The 16959-nt window shown below is 63.6% G+C and carries 11 protein-coding genes; 4 read left to right on the forward strand and 7 right to left on the reverse strand.

From position 1 onward, the window contains the following. Positions 1-181: 181 nt before the first annotated feature. Positions 182-1231, reverse strand: coding sequence for a glycosyltransferase family 2 protein (locus tag OH491_RS19890; protein ID WP_342750651.1), 1050 nt, complete (start codon positions 1229-1231; stop codon positions 182-184). Positions 1232-1722: 491 nt separating this feature from the next. Between OH491_RS19890 and tilS the strand changes: the two genes are divergently transcribed. Then, on the forward strand, positions 1723-3273 hold the full coding sequence (gene tilS, locus OH491_RS19895; protein ID WP_068769945.1) for a tRNA lysidine(34) synthetase TilS: 1551 nt from the start codon (positions 1723-1725) through the stop codon (positions 3271-3273). A gap of 13 nt (positions 3274-3286) precedes the next feature. After that, a complete protein-coding gene (gene ftsH, locus OH491_RS19900) occupies positions 3287-5320 on the forward strand; it encodes an ATP-dependent zinc metalloprotease FtsH (protein ID WP_068769944.1) in 2034 nt (677 codons plus the stop codon). A gap of 292 nt (positions 5321-5612) precedes the next feature. Here the strand turns inward: ftsH and OH491_RS19905 are convergent, their stop codons facing one another. The 3 genes from OH491_RS19905 to OH491_RS19915 form a co-directional block, all read right to left on the reverse strand. Next, positions 5613-6401: a DeoR/GlpR family DNA-binding transcription regulator gene (locus OH491_RS19905; RefSeq protein WP_084442080.1), complete on the reverse strand. Its 789-nt coding sequence runs from the start codon at positions 6399-6401 to the stop codon at positions 5613-5615. Between the two features lie 390 nt (positions 6402-6791). Further along, the gene (locus OH491_RS19910) at positions 6792-8192 is read right to left on the reverse strand and encodes a class II fumarate hydratase (RefSeq protein WP_068769942.1); all 1401 of its coding nucleotides are present in this window, start codon (positions 8190-8192) and stop codon (positions 6792-6794) included. 335 nt (positions 8193-8527) lie between these two features. Continuing rightward, entirely contained in the window at positions 8528-10627 is a 2100-nt protein-coding gene (locus tag OH491_RS19915) for an LPS-assembly protein LptD (protein WP_334319226.1), read from the reverse strand. 328 nt (positions 10628-10955) lie between these two features. Here OH491_RS19915 and OH491_RS19920 point away from each other — a divergent pair, with 328 nt between their 5' ends. Further along, positions 10956-11867 carry an AraC family transcriptional regulator gene (locus OH491_RS19920; RefSeq protein ID WP_342750652.1) on the forward strand — a complete coding sequence of 304 codons (912 nt, stop codon included), beginning with the start codon at positions 10956-10958 and terminating at the stop codon, positions 11865-11867. Between the two features lie 22 nt (positions 11868-11889). Here OH491_RS19920 and OH491_RS19925 read toward each other — a convergent pair whose 3' ends face one another. Then, positions 11890-12069 carry a hypothetical protein gene (locus tag OH491_RS19925; protein WP_145928720.1) on the reverse strand — a complete coding sequence of 60 codons (180 nt, stop codon included), beginning with the start codon at positions 12067-12069 and terminating at the stop codon, positions 11890-11892. Here OH491_RS19925 and OH491_RS19930 point away from each other — a divergent pair. Next, a complete protein-coding gene (locus OH491_RS19930) occupies positions 12068-13315 on the forward strand; it encodes an L-rhamnose isomerase (RefSeq protein ID WP_068769939.1) in 1248 nt (415 codons plus the stop codon). The two genes, OH491_RS19925 and OH491_RS19930, sit on opposite strands and share 2 nt — an antisense overlap. A 279-nt stretch (positions 13316-13594) precedes the next feature. Here OH491_RS19930 and OH491_RS19935 read toward each other — a convergent pair whose 3' ends face one another. Both OH491_RS19935 and OH491_RS19940 read right to left on the reverse strand, forming a co-directional pair. Next, positions 13595-15379, reverse strand: a complete 1785-nt coding sequence (locus tag OH491_RS19935) for a phospholipase D family protein (protein WP_334319225.1) — start codon at positions 15377-15379, stop codon at positions 13595-13597. Positions 15380-15395: 16 nt separating this feature from the next. After that, the gene (locus tag OH491_RS19940; RefSeq protein ID WP_068769938.1) at positions 15396-16940 is read right to left on the reverse strand and encodes an adenylosuccinate synthetase; all 1545 of its coding nucleotides are present in this window, start codon (positions 16938-16940) and stop codon (positions 15396-15398) included. Between the last annotated feature and the right edge of the window lie 19 nt (positions 16941-16959).

Below are 16959 nucleotides of genomic sequence, written 5' to 3' on the forward strand. Positions count from 1 at the left end.
TTATTGGATTGTATGTCATTTGTCACCAGGCTGCTGTCAAACGGATTAATAAAATTGCGATTCAGTTTTACAATATCGCGAAACCATATGATGTGCATGCCAAAAAACGTAAAATGACATTCCCGTCTTGATGTTGATTCAAATTTATGGCAAATTAAGGAGTCTCAATTGCATAAAATATTCAACGGGATAAGTCAACAAGCATGGTGGATAAATTAATACGATTGGAAAAACGTATCCTTAAGGATCTGATTCTATTGATAAGGTTTTGCTTGCGTTGAGAATAAACCAGTGCCTCCCGAGTGAGAAATCCCTCATGGTGGAGTTGTTCAAGGTATTCGTGCAATGGATGGGCGTTCCTGTGGGAAGAAGCTAAAAACATTCTATAATTATATGAAAGCAAATCAACTATTTTTCTGTCAAATAGACCACGATAGCGACTGGTATTGGCAGATTCGATCAATTTCCTGTAGAATAATTTTCCCCACCTGAGAAATTGGTCGGCAGTGACCCCTGTATTATCGCACAGCGAGTCCTGCCCCTCATGTATGCGATAGAATAATGATGAAGGATCCTCCACTACAATGGCATTTCCCATTGAAGACAGCCCAATCATATACGGCCAGTCCATGTTTTTCCCGTAGTCATAAGAGAGGGCGTCCAGATCCACCGTCTTGAATAGATCATTCCTTACAACCATGCCGCTGACACACGATTGACTTTTGGGCCAAAGCAGGCCTGCCGCGAACGAAGACGGATCGTTTTGGAAAAAGAAGTACCTCTGCCTCAGGTTCTTTGACGGTTTATAAAACTCGGGATACACACTCAACTCGTCAGGCCGGCTCCAGAATCTGGTAAACCGGCTTGCTATCAGCGCCACATCCGAGAAATAATTCAGACACTGCAGGACTCTTTCCAAAAACTGAGGATGAAGAATGTCGTCATCATGGAGGAGCATTACGTATCTGGCGTGCGCGAGTGCTTGCCCCCTTTTGGCGTTGGCAATGCCGCCGCCATTCTCGCGGGCCCGGGAATAAATCACCTTATGATGACCAAAGGATTCCACGATTGCCTGCGTGTTATCAGTGCTTGCATTGTCCAGCACAGTGATGGGTATCCCTTTGATAGTTTGATTTACTATGCTGGTAAGCGCGGCTTTCAGGTAGGCAGCACGATTATACGTGGTCACTAATATTTCGATATCCTGAGGGCAAAATTGTGAGTGTTGCATGGTGCAAGGTTTTTCGTCTACAAATCCGATGGCGTTGATTTATTGGTTGGTCCAGAATGGATCAAGTTCATTTATATCTGATAAAATTCGAATCAGGGCCGCAATGTTTCGGGGAAAACTTCGCAAGGGTGCCCATGATGCGCTGAGTTATGCTAATGCGTGGAGGAGGTAGCATTCGTTTGAAGCATTCTTATTGATAATCACCAGTATCGGGGAAATTTACGACTGCAGTCAATGTCATGGATCCGGCATGAGGATTGTTGGCAATGCTATCATTCATATGTGTCAAAGAAGGTCCAGAGGCACGATGCGTGCTTGTTCCTCGTGAGTCGACAGAGTGCGGGTGTTTGTGTTATCCTGACAGGAAAATGATGCTCTCAATCGATGTCTCCATTTTTGCAGCGCCACTGGTTGCCCGAGATGCGCTGCACCCGGCCGTGCTTTCGGCGGCCAATCATTGTATTCATAGGTCAGATACTTCATGGTGGTGCGTGGCGTTTTCCGGCGGGGCGGATTCGCTGGCGCTGCTGCTGGCGGTGGCCGGGCTTTGGCCGGAACGGCGGGAGCGGCTGGTGGCGTTGCATTTCAATCATCGTCTGCGAGGCGAGGCGAGCGACGGGGACGAGCGGTTCTGCCGGGAGATGTGCGCGGGGCTCGGCATCGCGATTCGCGCGGGGCACTGGGAGGAGGCGCCGGTGGCGGGCGTGGTGAGCGAGGCACAGGCGCGGGAGGCCCGGCATGCGTTTTTCAAGCGAGAGATGGACGCGCTGGGTGCGCGGGTGCTGTGGCTGGGGCACCAGAAGGATGATGCCGCGGAGACACAGCTCATGCGGCTGGCGCGCGGGAGCAGTTCCGCCGGGCTGGCCGCGCCGAGGCCCGTGCAGCGGCTGGCGGACGGGCGTGTGTTTTTGCGTCCGTTGCTGACGTTGACCAAGGCGGAAATCATGGCGGCGCTGCGCTCGCGCGGTGTCGCGTGGCGCGAGGACGCGACGAACGCGGGCGGAGACTTCTTTCGCAATCGAATCCGGCGCGATGTGTTGCCGGCGTGGGTCGCGGCGGCGCCGAATGACGCGCTCGAGGGGGCGGCGCTTTCGCGGGAGTTGCTGGAGGAGGATGACGCGGCGCTGGAGGCGTGGCTGGAGGAGTTGACGGGCTGCGGAATGGGGAGCGCGGAGCGCGGAATAGGCGGCGCATCCGCCGCGGAAAACGGTGGCGATGGCAAAGACGGGAGCGCGGACTTGGCAGGCATGTCGCTTCGCTCGGAACCAGTCCGCGATTTCGCGGGCGGGTTTCGAGGCCAAAGGCCGACAGTCTGCCATGCCCGCGCTCCTTTGGCCGGCACGGTGACGCTGGATTTGCGACCGCTGGCGGGGAAACCGCGCGCGCTTTGGCGGCGGGCGTTGCGACGATGGGAGCCGGCGAGCGGCCTGGCGAGGGCGGGGTTCGAGGCGTTGCTGGAGTCGTGCATGCGGGGCGGGGATTTTCAACGCGTGAGCGTCGGCGAGGGGTTCGTCAGCATGCGCGGCGGCGTGCTTTCGTTCTCGGCGGTGCCGGCGGGCGGCGCGGCTGTTATGCCGGGCGGGGCCGAAGCGCGAGGACGCTGGGAGACAGCCGCGCCGGCGAGCCTGCCCGCGCAAGCCGGATGCGTTTTGTTTCTGCCCGACGGGGCGACGATCGCCGCGCAGGAGGTCGTAATTTCGCAAGGGTTGCGCGGGCGGATTCTGGCCGGGAAATTCGAGCCGTCGCACGAGGTTTACGTTTCTTTGGAAGAGTCGATGCCGCCGTTTGTGGTGCGGCCCTGGCTGCCTGGCGACCGCTATCGCCCGCTGGGCGCGCCGGGTTCGGCGAAGTTGCACGACCTGTTCATCAATCGGAAGATACCGGCTGGCAGCAGGTTGTCGCTTCCCGTGGTGTGCGATGCGCGCGGGCGCATCGTATGGGTGCCGGGTTTGCCGCCCGCCGAAGAGGTGAAAATTTCTAATAGTTCAAGCGTTGGGCTGCGTTTGACTTATGGGTCAGGAACCTCCACGGTGCGGCATTAGTCCAAACACGTTAATGCCCGAAATCAAAAACGACAAAAAACGACGTCCGCTGAAAAACCTGCCACCTGAACGCTTCCAGCCGCCGAAATTCTGGTTCGTCTGGCTGTCCATCGTCATGGTGGTGGTCGTCATGTTGTTTTTTCAGCGCACGGCCACGCAGAATGTCGCGCGTTTGAAAATCCAGGCGGTCGTCGATTACGCGGACGGCGTCGGGCCGGTCAAGGTCAAGGAAGGCGTCATCCGCCCCGATCCCTCGGGCGGACGCGACTGGGTGGCCATCACGGGCGAATTGACCGGCGAGATTCCGGCCGGGCCGGAAAAGGACGCGGGGACGACGAAGCTGTTTCGCGCGGAAGGGCGCCTGACCGACGCGAACCTGGAGCGTTTGCAGAAATCGGAAAAATTCAGCGAGCGCCAGCCATCCACATGGATGAACGGGCTTTCGCAGATCATCCCGTTCATCCTGCTTATCGCGCTCGTGTATTTCCTTTTCATCCGCCAGCTTCGCAACGCCGGGCGCGGCGCGATGAGCTTTGGCAAGAGCCGCGCCAAGCTCCTCACACGTGACCGCGACAAGATCACGTTTGCCGACGTGGCCGGGTGCGACGAGGCGAAGGAGGAGGTCAGCGAGGTGGTCGAGTTCCTCAAGGATCCGAAAAAATTCACCCGCATGGGCGGCAAGATTCCGAAGGGCATCCTCATGGTCGGTCCCCCCGGCACGGGCAAGACGCTGCTGGCCAAGGCGGTCGCGGGCGAGGCCGAGGTGCCGTTCTTCTCCATCAGCGGCTCGGACTTCGTGGAAATGTTTGTCGGCGTCGGCGCGAGCCGCGTGCGCGACATGTTTGAACAGGGCCGGAAAAACGCGCCCTGCCTCATCTTCATCGACGAGATCGACGCGGTCGGCCGCCAGCGCGGCGCCGGACTCGGCGGCGGCAACGACGAGCGCGAGCAGACGCTCAACTCGCTGCTCGTCGAGATGGACGGCTTCGACACGACCGAGGGCGTCATCATCATCGCCGCGACCAACCGCCCCGATGTGCTCGACAGCGCGTTGCTGCGCCCGGGCCGCTTCGACCGGCAAATCCACGTCGATCTGCCCGACATCGTGGGCCGCGAGCAGATCCTCCGCGTCCATGCCCGCAAGATTTCGCTCTCGGACGACGTTGACCTCGGCGTCATCGCGCGCGGCACGCCCGGGCTTTCCGGCGCCGACCTCGCCAACCTGCTCAACGAAGGCGCGCTGCTCGCCGCCCGCCGCAACAAGAAGCGCGTGGAGATGATCGACATCGACGACGCGCGCGACAAGGTGCTCTTCGGCCGCGAACGCCGCCGCGTGATGGACGACGCCGAGAAAAAGCTCGTCGCCTGGCACGAGGCGGGGCACGCGATCATCCAGGCCGTGCTCGACGACGGGACCGTGCCGGTGCACAAGGTCACCATCATCCCGCGCGGCCAGAGCCTCGGCAGCACGACTTACATCCCGACCAAGGATATTCTCACCCGCCCGAAGAAAAAGCTCCTCGACCAGGTTTGCATGGCGATGGGCGGACGCATCGCGGAAAAGCTCGTCACCGGCGACCTGAGCAACGGCGCCTACGGCGACATCAAGCACGCGACGAAAATCGCCCGCGCGATGGTCTGCGATTACGGCATGAGCGACCTCGGCCCGATCGCGCTCGGGCAGGACCAGGACACGGTGTTTCTCGGCCGCGACATCACCCGTTCGCAGCATGTCAGCGAAGCCACCGCGCAACGCATCGACGATGCCGTCTCGGAGATCATCACCGGGCAATACGCGCGCGGTGAAAAAATCATCACCGAAAAACGCGAGGCGCTCGACAAGGTCGCGCAGGCGCTCATCGAGCACGAGACGATCGAGGGCAAGCACGTGATGGAAATTCTCAAGCACGGCGAAATCAAATCGCCTGTCATCAACGCGCCCGCCCCCGCGCGGGTCGCGGGCAAGCCGGCTGAAAACAAACCGGCCGACAGGCCCGCGACCGACGGCTTTGGCGGCAGCACCGCGCCCGCGCCGAATCCGGCGTGAGCGGATGCGCAAAGCGGGTTGTGCCCTTGTACACGGAGGCGCGCCGATGACGGCGCGCCTTTCTGTTGCCCGGGGGCATCGGGATGCAATCGCGCGGCAGCGCGCGTAGCGCAGGCATCTCTGCCTGCCGTCCTCAAGTGGTCGCGCGCAGCGCGGCATTTGTTTCTTGAAAAAGGTCAGCGGCGCTTCGCGCCTTTTGTTTCGACGGCAGGCAGGATGCTTGCGCTACGGCGACGCTGTCGCACCGGGTTTTCAAAACAGGTAGATGCGCGAGGGGCGACGCGGTCCTGTGTTATTTTCCGTCCGCTTTTATATATTGGGTTTTCCGCAGGATGATGCCGGCGGCGGCGAGCTGGTCGGGGGTGGCGTCGGTGACGAGGTGGCCGGTGGCTTCCCACGCGGCGACATGGTGGGGCGTGGCGCGGCCGAGCTTGGTGGCGTCGATGCAAAAAAAGACCTCTTTCGCCCGCGCGACGACGGCGCGCTGGAGGTGGACGAGTTCGGGGTGCGAGTTGAAAATGCCCTCGCGGTTCATCGCCTCGCCGCCGAGGAAGACCGCGTCAAAATGCCAGCGGGCAAGAGTGCGGTCGGTGTCGTCGTCGCCGAGCAGGCTGGCCTGGCGGTGGAGGAACACGCCGCCGAGCAGGTGCAGCGTGATGCCGGGCGCGCCGCCGATGACGGAGGCGATGGCGAGGCTGTTGGTCACGACGGTGAGCTGTTGGCGCGGGCGGCGGGCGAGGAGGCGGGCGAAGGCGAGGATGGTCGTGCCGGCATCGAGAAAGAAGGTGCCGGCGGCGGGCGCGTGCCGGATGGCGGTGCGGGCGATGAGGGCCTTGGCGGAGCGGGCGCGCTTGGCGCGTTCGCCGAGCGAGGCGAAGGAGACGTTGTAGTCGGCGAGGGCGCCGCCGTAGGTGCGCGTGATATGTCCGCCCGCCTCGATGGCGGCGAGGTCGCGGCGCGCGGTGGCCTCGGAGATGCCGAGTTGGCGGCAGATGTCGGCAATGGGGAGAAAACCGTCGTGGCGGATGAGCGCGCGGAGGCGTTCGCGCCGGGCCTCGACAATGTGCAATGGGACTCGCATGCGATGGGTTGGCGCGAGACTTGCGAGTTTATGAACGAGGTCAATCGTATGGTTTTCCGGCTGGGAACGGCGGGGAGCAACCCAAAATGATGTCACCGCCGGAATTTTTCCTCTTTATTCTTTATCTTTCTCCTTCGTCAGGAATGGGCAGGGATAAAGAGGAAAGAAGAAAGATGGAGTGACACAACTTTGAGTTGCACCCGGAACGGCGGGCGGCCTTTTATGTTTTCCCGCTATTTTCGATGTCTGAAAACAACCAATAAAATGGCCACAAAGAGGCACAAGAAGCATAAAAACAATCACTCAATCTTGTGCCTTTTGTGCTTCTTTGTGGCCATTGAAAACAAACCAGCCATTCGAAATAGCGAGGAACCCCTTTTATAAATATCGTCAATCGCCGCCGGGGTCTTCGCCGGGCCTGGTCATGGCGGCGGGGTTGAGGGCCTTGTCGAGCGCGGCGGCGTCGAGCAGTTGTTTTTCCAATACGACTTCGCGGAGGGTTTTGTTTTGGGCATAGGCCTCCTTGGCCACGGCGGCGGCGGCATCGTATCCAATATATGGATTCAACGCGGTCACGAGCATGAGGGAGCGGTCCACGAGTTCGCGGCAGCGTTCGGGATCGGCCTCGATGCCTTCGACGCAGCGGTCGGCGAAGGTGCGGGCGGCGTTGGCGAGACAATGGACGGCTTCGTGCAGGGCGTGCGCGATGAGCGGGATGGTGACGTTGAGCTCGAAATGGCCGTCGCGCCCGCAGAGGGCGACCATCTGGCAGAGGCCTTGGGCGTAGATGCAGGTTTGCACGAGCATTTCGCTCATCACGGGGTTGACCTTGCCGGGCATGATGGAGGAGCCGGGCTGGGTGGCGGGGAGCTTGATTTCCTGGAAGCCGCTGCGGGGGCCGGAGCCGAGGAGGCGGATGTCGTTGGCGATCTTGGTGAGCGAGGCGGCGATGGCGGTGAGCTGGCCGGCGGCTTCGACGGCGTCGTCGCGTCCGCCCTGGGCCTCGAAGTGGTTGTGGGCTTCGTGGAAGAGGAGGCCGGTTTTCTCGGTGAGCACGCGGGCGACGCGCGGCGGAAAATCGGGGTGGCTGTTGATGCCGGTGCCGACGGCGGTGCCGCCGATGGCGAGTTCGCGCAGGGCGGTGATGGCTTTTTCGACGCGGATGACGGATTTTTTGACTTGGGCGGCGTAGCCGGAAAATTCCTGCCCGAGCGTGACCGGGGTGGCATCCATGAGGTGCGTGCGGCCGATTTTCACGATGCCGGCGAAGGCGGCGGCCTTCGCGTCGAGCGCGGCGTGGAGGCGGGCGAGCGCGGGGTGGAGTTGCTCGTGGAGGGCGACGGCGACGGAGACGTGGAGCGCGGTGGGGATGACGTCGTTGGAGGACTGGCCGAGGTTGACGTCATCGTTGGGGTGGAGCGGTTTTTTCGAGCCGATGGGCTGGCCGGCGATCTGGCTGGCGCGGTTGGCGATGACCTCGTTCATGTTCATGTTGGTCGAGGTGCCGGAGCCGGTTTGGAACACGTCGAGGGGAAATTGCGCGTGGTGCCGGCCGGCGATGACTTCCTGCGCGACCTGCTGGATGAGCCGGCTTTTTTCGGCGGGGAGGCGGCCGAGTTCCTCGTTGGCGACGGCGCAGGCGGCTTTCACGAGGGCAAGGCCGCGGATGAAGCCTTTTGGCATGGCGTGGCCGCTGATGGGAAAATTCAGCACGGCGCGTTGGGTGGAGGCTCCGTAGAGGGCCTCGTCGGGGACGGACATTTCGCCCATGGAATCACGTTCGATACGCATAGCGGACGTAATCTAGCAGTGTTTTTGGGAAAAGGGAAAGATTGTAATTGAGATATTGTCGCAGAATAGGGCGGCGAATTGCGTGGCATGGGCGTCCCCGCCCATGTTTTTTGGGATGGCGGCGCGGAGCGCCGTCGCACGGGCGGGGCGCCCGTGCCACGCAACCCGCCGGGGCGGTGCAAAAGTGCCATTTCAGTTCGCGAACTGGCATTTTTCTTTCTCTTTCCTCTTTATCTTTCTTCTTTCTCCTTCGGAAGAATCGGCGGCGCGGGAGAGAAAGAAGAAAGATAAAGAGGAAAGAGAAAGAAGGAGGGGCAATCGGAGAGGAGGGGTGTTTAGAAGCGGGCGATGGTGACGTTGATGTTGAAGCCGAAATCGCTTTCGCGGGTGTTGCCGTCGTACATCGTCACGCCGTAGCGAATGGTCCAGAGGCCGTTGGCGATATTTTGGATGAGGCCGATGGTGCGCTCGTTGAAACGGCTTTCGCGGGCGTCGTAGTGCAGGCGCAGGTAGCCAAGCCAGACTTCGTTGAAACGGTAGCGGAATTCACCGACGTATTCCTCGATCTGGCTGTGCAGGTATTCGTTGGAGAGCGTGAAGGACCAGAGTTCGCCGTCGTGGACGGTGAGGCCGGCGTTAAATTCGCGGAGGGTGAAGTCGCGGCTGTCGAGGCTGGTGAAAAAATCGAAGCGCAGCCAGGTCGCGGGCATGAGCGCGAACTCGGCGTGGAGGTCGGAGAGGTCGTGTTCGCCGGCGTCCTCGGTGTTGCCGAAGCGAAGGTCGGCGGCGAGGTTGAGCATGGCGAGGTCACGCGAGCCGTATTCGGGATGGCGGGTTTGCAGGGTTTGGTCGAGGCCGATGCGCAGGGTGTTGGTGGGGCGGAGTTCGTCGATGTAACGCTGGTCGCCGAGGCCGAGCGGCTGGAGGTAAGTCGTGAAAGTGCGGTCGTCGATGGCGGGGATGAAGGGCCGGCCTTTGTCGGCGCGCGGGATGTAGCGGTAGGAAAGGCGCGGAGTGACGAGGTGGCGAAGGCCGTCGATGCGCCATTGTTCGTTTTTGTAATTAAAGACGCCGCTGGCGCGCAGGCTGGCGTCGAAGCCGATTTCACCGAGGGCGCGGGTGTAATGGCTGGCGCCGTCGCCGGGGTTGGCATCGGCGTAGTGGGTGAGGCGTCCGCCGATGACGGGCGTGAACGCGCCCCAGTCGCCGAAGGCCACGGGACGTTCCAGCGCGTAGTAGCCGTCGAAGCGGTTGCTGTCGATGGTCGGCTCGCCGGAGGGGGAGTCGTCGGTGAGCGAGGCGGCGCTGAGCTGGAGGCGCTGGTAGATGCCGAGGCCGCTGGCGACGGGCAGCAGGTCGAAACGGAGTTCGGGGAGGCGCTGCTGGACGGAGTGATAGGAGTTTAGCTGCGCGCGGGCGAGGAGGGAGATGACGTAGTTTCGGCCGGTGTAGTTGGCTTCGAGAAAATTGTCCGGGTGCTGGAGTCGGTAGAATTCGCCGGAGCGGAAATCGCGCGTGACCTCGGAGTCGCTCCAGTAGTGAATCTCGCCGAAAACGGAAAAGTTTTCCGTGATGTCCTGGTGATGCGTCCATGCGACGAAGCCGCGGTCGGGCTGGATGGGGCGCCCGAGCACGTCGGTGAGGCGGTCGCCGTAGTCGTGGATGTAGCCGGTGTCGAGCGAGCCGGCGGCGCGCCCGCCGAGGAGCGTGGTGTCGTAGGTGGCGGTCGGCCCGATGAGGAGTCCGCGCTTGGTGTGGAAAGTGGCGGCGCCCCCGGCCTCGACGCCTTCGAGCACGGGCACCTCGATGCCGAGGCCGAGGAAGAAGCCGAGGTTGCCGCGCTGGCCGAGCCGGGCGTCGATCCGGGAAAGCGAGGAGCCGCCCAGCGGCTGGCTGAGGCGCGGCAGCGGAAGAAGCGTGACGGGGCCGATGCCGAGGCTTGTATCATGGGTGCGGATACGCCGGTCGGGGCCGTAAACGAGCGTGCCGGCGTTGAGCGCGGGGGCGAAGGGGCCGGGTTCGGTGTAGGTGATGCGGGCGTTGGCGAGGGTGACCTCGGAGGGAGTGCCGCTGGCGCGCTCGCCGGAAACGTAGAACGGAAACTCGCCGAGCCGGATGTCGGAGGCGGAGAAAGTTTGGTCGGGGAAGCGGTAGGCGATTTCGCCGGCGACGACGCGTTGTCCGGCGCGGGTGAGCTCGACGTGTCCGCGGGCGGTGGCGGTCTGGGTGCGCGGGTGGTAGCGGATTTCGTCGGCGGTGAGGAGCGCGCCTTGGTAATCGAGGCGCGCATCGCCGGTGCCGACGTATTCGCCGGTGGCGGGATCGGTGTCGAAACTGCCGGCGTTGAACTCGGGCCCGCCCTCCGGGACCGCGGGCAGGCGTTGCGCGGCGATGGAGACGGCAAGGATGGCGATGCGGGTGATGCGGCGGGTCACAAGGGCCAAGCAAAGGCGCGCGCGGCGCGGCGGGCAAGTCTGGTGATATGCGTGTTTCTGCAATCGTTCGCGTTCTCTTACGCGTTCTCGAAGCATCCCGGAGAAAGAAGAGAGAACGAGTCATGCCAGTTGCGAACAAGATTGGCGCGTTGGCGACGCAGCCGGAAGGCGGCGGGTTGCGCGGATTGCGTGGCATGGGCGTCCCCGCCCATGCTTTTCGGTGGGAAGGCGGCGCGGAGCGCCGTCGCACGGGCGAGTCGGCCGTGCCACTCGACCCGGGTTGCAAAGCAAGGCTCGCCATCAGGCAGCGGCGGGCTAGGGGATGAGCATGCCTCCCACGCCGAAAAAAAACGACGCGCCCAAAGCCGAGGGGTTTCGCGGGCAGCGGCTTGTGGTGTTGCCGGCCGGCGTGCGGGAGCGTTTGCGGGCGCATCCGCTGCTGCGCGGGTTGCTGGTCACGGACGCCGGGGTTTTCCCGCACGCGGCGGCGCATTTGATCGAGAGGCCGGGCGGGGCGCCGACCACGTTGCTGTTGCTGTGCACGGCGGGGCGCGGCTGGGTGCGCCTGGCGGACGGCGGCACGCTGCCCGTCCGCGCGGGCTCGCTGGCGTGGCTGCCCTCGGGGCAGGCGCATGCCTACGGCGCGGACGCCGGGGAACCGTGGAGCGTCGAGTGGGTGCACGTGACGGGCGACGAGGTGGGGGCGTGGGCGGAGCTGTTGCAACTGCCGGCCGGCGGAGGCGTGGTCTCGCTGGACGCGGAGACGGCCACGCGCATCGGGCTGGGCGGGGCGTGGGAGCATCTTGAGCGCGGCTATTCGCTGGCGAACCTGGTGGCGGCGGGGACGGTGTTACGGAGCGCGCTTTCCGCGTTTGGGCGGGGCCTGGCGATGCCGGGGAAACCGGGCGGGCGGTCCGCGATGGAGCGCGTGGCGGCATCCGCCGAATGGATGAAGGAGCACCTTGTGAAACCGATGCGGCTGCGGGAGCTTGCGACGCTCGCGGGGCTGTCGGTGCCGCATTACAGCGCCCTGTTCCGGCTGCACACGGGCTTTGCGCCCATCGACTGGCTCATCCGCCTGCGCATCCAGCGCGCGTGCCAGTTGCTCGACACCACCGACGCGCCCGTGCGCGCGGTCGGGGAGCAGGCGGGCTTTGGCGACGCGTATTATTTCGCCCGCAGTTTCCGGCGGGTGATGGGCGTGTCGCCGAGGGCATACCGGAAAGTGAAGAAAGGGTAAGGGGATGTGCGCTTCGGGCGGCTCAAGTCTGCGCCACGGCGCCGCGGGCGGAGGCGCCGGCATTCTGACTGTCGGAAAAACGCATCGGGCGGCGCGGTTTTTTCGTTTTGCTTTTTGAGCGACTTCGCTCATTAATTTTTTCTTTCCGCCATTCCGCCAAAACGGAGATTTCACCCGCAAAACTACCCGACCAAAAATCCATGGACGCATTCAACCTCGCAAAACAACGTTACGCCGACCTCGGCGTGGACGTCGAAAAATCCCTCCAAACCCTCGCCGCCACGCCCGTGTCGCTTCAATGCTGGCAGGGCGACGACGTGGGCGGCTTCGAAAACGCCGGCGGCGCGCTCACCGGTGGCATCGCCGCCACCGGCAACTACCCCGGCAAAGCCCGCGGCCCCGCCGAGCTTCGCGCCGACCTCGACCTCGCGCTCTCGCTCATCCCCGGCAGTCACCGCGTCAACGTGCATGCCAGCTACGCCGAGCTCGGCGGCCAAAAAGTGGACCGCGACGCCTACACCATCGAGCACTTCGCGGGCTGGGTTGACTGGGCGAAACAGCGCGGCCTCGGCCTCGATTTCAACCCGACCTGCTTCTCGCACCCGCTGTCCGCCGACGGCTTCACGCTCTCGCACCACGACGAGGCTGTCCGCAAATTCTGGATACGCCACGGCATCGCCTGCCGCAAGATCGCCGGGGAGATGGGCCGCCGCCTCGGCAAGACCGTCATCACGAATTTCTGGATGCCGGACGGCTTCAAGGACACGCCGGTCAACCGCCGCGCCTACCGCGAGCGCATGGAGCAGTCGCTCGACGAAATCTTCGCAGTCGCCATCGACCAGCAGTGCAACCGCGACGCACTCGAAAGCAAACTCTTCGGCGTGGGCTTCGAGTCCTGCACCATCGGCTCGCACGAGTTCTACATGGGCTACACCATGAAGAACAAAAAAGTCCTCTGCCTCGACGCCGGCCACTTCCACCCGACCGAGACGCTTGCGGACAAAATCTCCTCCGTGCTCCAGTTCCTGCCCGAGATCCTGCTCCACGTGAGTCGCGGCGTGCGCTGGGACAGCGACCACGTCGTCGCGCTCGACGACCAGACGCGCGCGCTCATGGAGGAAATCGTGCGCGGCGACTATCTCTCCCGCGTACACATCGGCATGGATTTCTTCGACGCGAGCATCAACCGCATCATGGCCTGGGTCATCGGCGCGCGCAACACGCAGAAGGCCCTCCTGCTCGCGCTGATCGAGCCGCGCGACCGGCTTCGCAAGCTGGAGGCCGAGGGCGATTACAGCACCCGCCTCGCGTTGCTGGAGGAGGCGAAATCGCTTCCCTTCGGCGCGATCTGGGACGAGTTCTGCCGGCGCAACAACACGCCCGTCGGCGTCGCGTGGATTCCCACGGTCAAGGACTACGAGAAAAAAGTGCTCTCGGCGCGCAAATAAGCCCGCCCGCATCAGGTGTTTTTTGGAGCCGTCTTCCCATGCGGGGAAGACGGCTTTTTTATCGGCCTGAAGGATTTCCGGTGATGATCGCTTATGCCAATGCCCAATGATAATTGGGCTGATGGAGGGCCGAGCTCCTGCGAGGCCGTCGCCGGAGAACATCGCATATGACCGCGACGGCCTCGCAGGAGCTCGGCCCTCCACCCAAAACGCCGGAGCCCAAAAGGGATTCGGAAATGATATTATGCCATTTATTGCGCTTCCGATAATGAAGCGGCATCAAAGCAGCCCCTCGATGGGGAAAATGCGCAGGACCTTGGCGCTGATGCGGCGCCAGAGGCTGGCGCGGGGCTCGACGTAGGTTTTGATCTCCCGGCCGTCGCTCTCGCCCGTCCAGCAAAGCGGGCGCTGCCCCTTGTCGTTCGGGGGAAGAAGATGCGGGCGGAAACTGCTGTCGGGCTCGCTGGCCTCCTTGAAAAACTGCGCGACGGCGGTGGCGAGGGAAGGGCTGTCAACGAGCACGCCGATTTCGGTGTTGAGGAGCGCGGCGCGGGGATCGATGTTCATCGAACCGATGAAGGTCATGCGGCGGTCGATCACGATGGCTTTCGCGTGCAGGCTGATGCCGCGCGAGCGTTTGCCGCGGAACAGGGTCTTGTTTTTGGCGGCGGGGATGGGACGCAGTTCGTAGAGTTCGACGCCGGCCTCGAGCAGGCGGCGGCGGTAGCGGGCGTAGCCGGTGTGGACGATGAGGTTGTCGGTCGAGGCGAGCGAGTTGGTGAGGACCTTCACCTGGGCGCCGCGCTGCTCGATGCCGGCCAGGAGGGCGACGCCTTGTTTCTGCGGGACAAAGTAGGGCGAGATGATGATGAGCTCGTCCGTGGTTCCGGGGAGCATCTCGTCGAGGATTTCGCCGAGGCGCGGGCCTTTTTTGGGGCTGTCGGGATTGGCCTTGAGCGGGTCGTCGGCGATGAGTCGCGCGGAGCCCCAGTGCCAGCGGGGTTGCACGGCGGTGGGGTTGGCGCGGAGCGGGCGGGGGGTGAGCGGTCCGTCGCCGAGCAGGGTGTCGATGTCGGCGGCGGAACTGAGGGCGAACGAGCCGGCCTCGATCGCGGCGCGGCGTCGGGCGATGGCGTCGGGCCTGGGCGGGCGGGAATGAAAGGCGGTGATCGGGTAGGCGTAGTCGCTGTTCCAGAAGGTGTCGAAGGTCTCGGACATGGGCGCGACGACGGGGCCGATGGTGATGACGTCGAGGTCGCGGTAGTTCATGTCCTGGCGCGCGTCGAAGTATTCGTCGCCGATGTTGCGGCCGCCGATGATGGCGATCTGGTTGTCGACGATGAAGGACTTGTTGTGCATGCGCCGGTTGAGGCGGCGCCCGTCGATGAAGAATTGCGTGGCGAGGGAAACGGTGTTGCTGCTGCGGTTTTTGAAAGGGTTGAAAATGCGGACTTCGAGATTGGGATGGGCGTCGAGGGCGAGGAGGTCCCCGTCGCGCCCGATGGTTCCGGTGCCGTCGATGAGCACGCGCACGCGCACGCCGCGGTCGGCGGCGGCGAGGAGGCGCGAGGCCACGAGGTTGCCGGTGGCGTCGTCGTGGAAGCTGAAATACTGGACGTCGATCGAGCGGGCGGCGGCATCGGCCAGGGTGATGCGGGCGGCGAGCGCGTCGGCACTGAGCGCGAGCAGGCGGAAACCGGATTCGCCGTCGGGATGGGCGGCGGCCTTTTCCTGGATGCGAAGCGCGCCGGGAGTGCCGGCGGGCGCAGGGAGAGCCCGGGAGACCGGCTTGTAATAGTGGTCGCGGACACTGGAGCAGCCGGCGGCGAGGAGGGCGAGCGCGGCCAGGATGCAAGGCAGGACGGCATGCGGCGGATGCCCGGAGTCATGCCGTTTCCAAATGAAGGTCAGTTTCGTGGCAACGCCTCCATTCGGTCGTTTTCCGGGAGCGCGGGCATTCTTGTCCGCGATAACCGAGCGGGCAGGAATGCCCGCGTCCCCGGTTTCGTTCCGCCTGAAGCATAAATCCCGTTTGGAAACGGCATCAGGTGCGTGGATGGACACGGGCGGGGAAGCGCAATCAGCGCAGTTTGATCAACTCGGCGGCGGGCGGCAGGTCCTTGATGATCTGCGAAGGCTCGGGTCCCACGCCGAGGTAGCGGAAATTGGGGAGCCTGTCGGCAGAGGGGAACGGCTCGCCATGCCAGGCCACGTCGAAAATGCCGCGCAGCATCGCGGCGGTGTAGCGTTGCGCGTTGCGCGGGAGGTCGGCGAAGCGGCGGATTTGCGAGATGTCGCCCTTCCAGCCGGGATGTTTCTCGTAAACAGGCCGCAGGGCGCGGCGGACGGCGTCGTTGCGGGGGACGTGGTGGTAGCGCCGGCCCGACGCGTCCTCGTAGGCGGTGCAGATGAGGAGGTCGTCGCGCCATTCGCCGGTGTGGGAGAGCGCGTCGATTTTGTTGATCATGAGATCCTGGTAGCCGCCGTAGCGCAGGGCGTCGCCTTTTTCCACGGCGTCGAACCAGCCGACCATGCGCTGGCGGCCGGTGCTGGTGCCGAATTCGAGTTTTTTCAGGAGGATGCTGAGCGGGTGCGCATCGTCCATCCGGGTGATGAAGGTGTGGGTGCCGACCTTGGTGTCGTAGGCCTTGGCGACGCCGAAGGTGTGGATGCGCTGGACCGGGACGCCCGCGCTCTCGAAAAACTCCGGCGTGAAGGTGTGCGAGGCGGTGACGTTGGGGGTGAAGCCGTGGCGTTTGTCGAGCCAGTAGGACTGGCCGAACTCGCCGATGACGGTGCGGCCGGCGCGCAGCTCGCGGAGGACGAGCTCGCGCACCTCGCCGATTTGCGGGGCCAGTCCGTATCCGGCTTTCCAATACGCATCGGCGAGCGTGTCGAGGTCGAGGGTGAAGGGGGCGGGGCTCTTGAAGCGGGTGAAGTCGAATTCGCTTTTGTCAAAAACCCCGAGGTCGATGGCCTCGGCGTTGGCGCGGAGTTCGGCGGCGGTGAGTTTTTCGAAAAACGAGTCCCAGGTGGCGGCGCTCACCTGGCAGACGTGCTGGATGACGCGGCAGGCGCGGTCGGCGCGCTGGGCGAGTTTTTTGCGGAATTCGGCGGGCGGGGCGAGGAAGTCGGCGTAGTGGATCTGCCACTGGCCGGTCTCGTCGGAAAAGGCGGGCGTGATGCCGCGGCCGGTCGAGCCGCGCGGCTCCTCGCGGAGGATGTTGACGCGGTAGTCCTCCCACGCGAGGTCGAGCAGGCGGTGGGTGAGGTCGGAGACGAGGGCGCGTTCGTCGATGAGGAGGCGGACGCGGACGGCGTGGCCTTTTTTCTCCAGCGGGAGCGCCTCCCACCAGATCTTGCGCGGGTCGGCGACGACGCCGCTGCCGATGGCGAGGTGAGCGACACCGGCGTCGGCGACGCCAGCGGGCAGGAGGTTCAGCTTGATGCCGGCGGCGGTGTGGCCGGAGTTGGCGCCGCCGTTGACCTTGAGGACGACGGAGACGGGCGCGCCGGTGTCGCGCAGCTCGGCGGCGATTTCCGGGATGAGGCGGCCTTTGCCTTCGTCACCGAAGGAGATGCCGACGTCAGCGATCAGTTGGCTGGAGAAAGGGAGGAGTGACATGGTTTCTGGAAAACGCGCA

Source organism: Termitidicoccus mucosus (genome assembly GCF_038725785.1).
In the GTDB taxonomy this organism is placed as follows: domain Bacteria; phylum Verrucomicrobiota; class Verrucomicrobiia; order Opitutales; family Opitutaceae; genus Termitidicoccus; species Termitidicoccus mucosus.